The 2,907-nt window shown below is 58.6% G+C and carries 2 protein-coding genes; both read left to right on the top strand.

The annotated features are described in order from the left end of the window. Window positions 1-2,522: FAD-dependent oxidoreductase (locus JCM12296_RS33805; RefSeq protein ID WP_157068162.1), on the top strand; the 2,522-nt coding region annotated here is incomplete at its 5' end. Between the two features lie 17 nt (window positions 2,523-2,539). Continuing rightward, window positions 2,540-2,907 (top strand): hydrogenase iron-sulfur subunit (locus JCM12296_RS33800; protein ID WP_054702394.1); only part of this gene is annotated, 368 nt, incomplete at its 3' end.

The following is a 2,907-nucleotide window of genomic DNA, read 5'->3' as shown; positions in this document are numbered from 1 at the left end:
AGACCCATCAAATGCAGGACCGGCAGATCGAGCTTGACGTCGGCGCGGTGATTCTTTCGCCGGGTTTTACCCCCTATGATCCGTCCGGGCTGGATTTCCTCGGCTATGGCAAGAATCCCAACGTGATGAGTTCCATTGAATTCGAACGCATCCTGGCCGCGTCCGGCCCCACCACCGGGCATCTGGTGCGTCTGTCCGATCACCGGGAACCGAAAAAAATCGCCTGGCTGCAGTGCGTGGGCTCGCGGGATCAAAACCGTTGCGGCAATGGGTATTGCTCATCGGTGTGCTGCATGTACGCCATCAAGGAAGCGGTGATCGCCAAGGAGCATTCGGCCCAGCCCCTGGACTGCGCCATCTTCTACATGGACATGCGCACCCACGGCAAGGACTTCGAACGGGCCTACAACGATGCCAAGGGCAAACACGGCATCCGCTTCATCCGCAGCCGGGTGCACACCGTGGATAGCGTGCCAGGCACGGACGACGTTTTCGTGCGCTACGTGCTGGACGACGGCCGGACGGTGGAAGAGCAATTCGACATGCTGATTCTTTCCGTGGGCCTGGAAATTTCCCAGGATCTGGTCGATCTGGCCGGGCGGCTCGACATCTCACTGACGCCCGGGAATTTTTGCGCCACTTCCAATTTCTCGCCGGTGGCGACCTCAAGGCCCGGCATTTTCGTGTGTGGTGCCTTCCAGGGGCCGCGCGACATCCCCCAGAGCGTGGTCGATGCCAGTGCCGCCGCCGTGGCGGCCGGCGAGATGTTAAGCTCCGCCAAGTTTACGCTCACCAAGACGCGTGAGGTGGTGCCCCAGGTCAATGTGACCGGCGAGCGTCCACGGGTGGGCGTCTTTGTTTGCCATTGCGGCATCAACATCGGCGGTATCGTGGACGTGCCGGCGGTCAGGGATTATGCGGCCACCCTACCCTATGTGGAATATGTGGCCGACAACCTGTACACCTGCTCCCAGGATACCCAGGATATCATGACCCAGATGATCAAGGAGAAAGGTCTCAACCGGGTGGTGGTGGCGGCCTGCACGCCCAAGACCCATGAGCCGCTGTTCCAGGAGACCTTGATCAATGCGGGGCTCAACAAATACCTGTTCGAGTTCGTCAACATTCGCAACCACGATTCCTGGGTACATCGCAACAATCCCGACCTGGCCACGGCCAAGGCCAAGGATTTGGTGCGCATGGCCATTGCCAAGGTGGCCCTGATGGAACCGTTGGAAGAGGCGGAATTGGTCATCGGCCAGTCGGCCATGGTCATCGGCGGCGGTATTTCCGGCATGGCCGCGGCCCTGAGCCTGGCCAACCAGGGCTATGAGACCCATATCGTGGAACAAACCGGCCGGCTCGGCGGGCAGGCGTTGAATCTCTTTCGTACCGCCGACGGCGAAGCGATCAGTCCGAGGTTGCGCCAGATGGTGGCCGAGGTGGAGCAAAACGATCATATCCGTGTGCATTACCACGCGACGTTAAGCAAGGTGGACGGCTTTGTGGGCAGCTTTACCTCCACCTTGACCGCCGGAGACATGCAAACCGCCGTCGATCACGGTGTCACCGTCATCGCCACCGGTGCCATGCCGCTGGTACCCCATGAATATGGCTACGGCAGCAATCCGAGAATTCTCACCAGCCTGGAACTGGATCGCCGGTTTATCGAAAAGGATCCGGCGCTGGATACCTTGGGCACGGCGGTTTTCATCCAGTGCGTGGGATCGCGGGAGCCGGAACAGCCCTATTGTAGCCGGGTCTGCTGCACCCATTCCATCGACAACGCCCTGATGCTCAAGGCGCGCAATCCTGACACGGACGTATTTATTCTCTACCGCGATATCCGAACCTATGGCGAACGGGAGTATTTGTACGCCGAGGCCCGTGAAAAAGGCATTATTTTCATTCGCTATTCGGTGGACGATAAGCCGGTGGTCAAGGTGGATGGCAATCGCGTCTTTGTGACCGTAACGGACCATGTGCTCGGTCGTCCCCTTGAGATTGAAACCGACCTGCTGACATTGGCCACGGCCATCGTTCCACCCGAAAACGATGCCCTGGCCCGCTTTTTCAAGATCCCGGTCAATGACGACGGCTTTTTCGTTGAGAAGCACGCCAAGCTCGGTCCGTCGGAATTCGCCACCGACGGGGTGTTTTTATGCGGGCTGGCCCACTATCCCAAGCCCATCGACGAGGCCATCGCCCAGGGCAAGGCCGCAGCTTCCCGGGCCACGACCCTTTTGGCGCGCAAAGCCATCAATACCAGCGGCCAGGTGGCCAAAACCGATCCGATGTTGTGCAGCGCCTGTGGGGTGTGCGTTTCCATTTGCCCCTATTCAGCACCATCATTCATTGATGCTGAAGCGCGCATGCATGCGGGCAAGGCCCAGATCAATCCCGTGCTCTGCAAGGGCTGCGGCCTGTGTGTGGCTTCCTGCCGGTCGGGTGCGATCCACCTCAAGGGGTTCGACAATGATCAGATTTTTGCCCAAATTTTCGAACTTAATGAAGCGGTATAATTTAGGGGAGGAACAAGATGAGTGATTGGGAACCCAAAATCGTGAGTTTTTTTTGCAACTGGTGCACCTACGGAGCCGCCGATCTGGCTGGCGTCAGCCGTTTCCAGCATCCCCCCAACACACGCGTGATCCGCGTTCCCTGTTCGGGACGGGTCAGCCCCAAGTTTATCCTGGCCGCCTTCATGAATGGGGCCGACGGGGTATGGGTATCCGGTTGCCATCCCGGGGATTGCCATTATATCGAGGGGAACTTGTACGCCAGAAGACGATTCACCCTTTTGAAAAACCAACTCGAATACATGGGCCTGGAACCCGAAAGGCTGCACTTTTCCTGGATTTCATCGGCCGAGGCCTCAAAGTATCTTCAGGTTGTCACCGAGGTGAT

The organism is Desulfosarcina cetonica JCM 12296 (assembly GCF_001311845.1).
Classification (GTDB): domain Bacteria; phylum Desulfobacterota; class Desulfobacteria; order Desulfobacterales; family Desulfosarcinaceae; genus Desulfosarcina; species Desulfosarcina cetonica.
This window is presented reverse-complemented; position numbering and strand designations above follow the sequence as displayed.